The organism is Variovorax sp. P4_D9, assembly GCF_056401695.1.
Genome location: NZ_JBFUIU010001262.1, coordinates 1 through 1,878, shown reverse-complemented (window position 1 = coordinate 1,878; position 1,878 = coordinate 1). Strand labels below are relative to the sequence as shown.

The 1,878-nt window shown below is 66.3% G+C and carries 2 protein-coding genes; one reads left to right on the top strand and one right to left on the bottom strand.

Annotated elements, in window-relative coordinates; all coding sequences use genetic code 11:
- Positions 1 to 651 (bottom strand): DNA-binding protein (locus tag AC1DY5_RS53735; protein WP_478122373.1); only part of this gene is annotated, 651 nt, incomplete at its 3' end.
- Between the two features lie 72 nt (positions 652 to 723).
- Here AC1DY5_RS53735 and AC1DY5_RS53730 point away from each other — a divergent pair.
- Positions 724 to 1,542: a hypothetical protein gene (locus tag AC1DY5_RS53730; protein ID WP_478122372.1), complete on the top strand. Its 819-nt coding sequence runs from the start codon at positions 724 to 726 to the stop codon at positions 1,540 to 1,542.
- Positions 1,543 to 1,878: the final 336 nt, after the last annotated feature.

Below are 1,878 nucleotides of genomic sequence, written 5' to 3'. Positions count from 1 at the left end.
GGCTTCTTCCAGCAGGGCATGGAGCCGCGCCACTTCGCGGGCTGCAGCCTCGCGCTGTTTCAACCCTTCAGCCGCCAACGCCGTCACCTGCTGTTCCAGCGATTCGCGGGCCTGCTGCGAGGAGGCGAGGGCCTGGTCCAGGCTGGCCCGCGCCTGCGCGAACGCCGCCTCGCGCTGCGCGAGTTCGCCCTGGTTGCGCACCAGTTCTTCTTCTTTCGCTTGCTGCTCGCCGCGCGCGGCTTCCAGTGCGGCTTCCTGCACCTGCTCGGCTTCGCGCCTTGCCGTCTCCCATATGAGCCGCGTCGCGTTCCGGACGCTCACCGGCACGCCTTCTTCATCTTTGCCCGCCGAAAGACCCGAAGAGGCCGCGCCACCGGCCACCCACTGCCCCAACGATGCAAACCAGCGTTCCAGCATCGGACTGACCGTGTTCGGCGAGCCGCGCCCCAATCTCTGCCGCACGCGCTCGATGGTGGGCCTGAGGCCCTCGGCGAGAAGCTGGTCGGCCGCCGCCCCGACATCGGGTTCCTGGATGCCGCGGGTCCTGATTTCCCGGATGTCGTTCATTTTCCGACCCTCGTACTTTTCGGACTTCAACCGCCCTGCCCCGCCGATCTTGACCCTCGCGATGGCCGGCGGACGCGTGCCCATGATCGTTCGCCAACGCAAGCTCCTCGAGGTCGCCCATGAATCCTGCTGACAGTGCCGTCGTCGAAGGCCTTGATGCCTTTGAAACGCGACCACGCGCTGCTCGATCCTGGCCAGCTGTCCGGGATGGCCGAGGAAGCCGCCCACGACCTCATGGCCGAGGGCGAATCGGACAACACACGCCTCGCGTATCGCGCCGCCATGCGCTACTGGGCGGCCTGCTTCGGCGCGCGCTACGGCCGGCAGATGGCGCTGCCGGTTCCGGTGCCCGTGGTGGTCCAGTTCATCGTCGACCACGCCGAGTGCTCGACCAAGGCGGGACTCGAGCACCAGCTCCCGCCCGCGATCGATGAGACCCTGGTCGAGGCCGGCTTCAAGGGCAAGCTCGGTGCGCCGGCGCTCAACACCCCTGGTGCACCGGATCTCAGTGCTCTCGATGGCCCACCATCTGGCCAAGCAGCCCAACCCCTGCACGGACTCCGCGGTGAAGGCGCTGCTCAGCAAGACCCGCAAGGCCTACGCAAAGCACTGGGTCGCATCGCCCAACCCAACATCGTCGCCACCATCGGTACCAGGCTCCATCCGGTCAGGCCTCATCGGAACAAGCATCCACCTGAGTTCGACCAAGCCGTCGTCGGTACCAGAGGTGTCCGCCAAGTGTGGCTCTGTCGRGACGAYGCTCCGTCAGGACYTGATCCCCTCCCCCGCTGCGGCGGGGCGGCSGCGCCGGAGAAGATCGGTCCGGATTTGCTCCATCAGGAATCGCGCTCGAGCAGGACCGTGATTCCACAGGAATATGTGCCGCGGGAACCTCATCGTGCGGGGGCAGATTCCGGTGGGAGCGAGCCCCACGGGGAGGTCGCCATGAGTGGGGGGAGCACCGCTTTCTCATGATATACCGCGCGCCTCAGATCCGGACCTGCTGGGTCTGAATGGGCTTGGGTACGGGAAAAATGAAGTTCGTCGAAGACAATAAAGATCGTCGGAGAGGCCTACCTCGGGCGGCAACTTCGACGATCCGGTCACCGTTTCACAACCGTACGGAACACAGGCGGAGCGAGGCACGTTCCGCTTTTCGGCTCGCGCACTGGTCGAGGCCGCCCCGCTGTCGAGTCAGGCATAGCGGCTCGCACAGGACTGGCGATGGGAGCTTCAGACTGAGCTCGGACGTCCTGCCCGCTGGCTCAACTACGTGGCCCGCGGGCGCGCTCACTGAGGCCTGTATTGCGC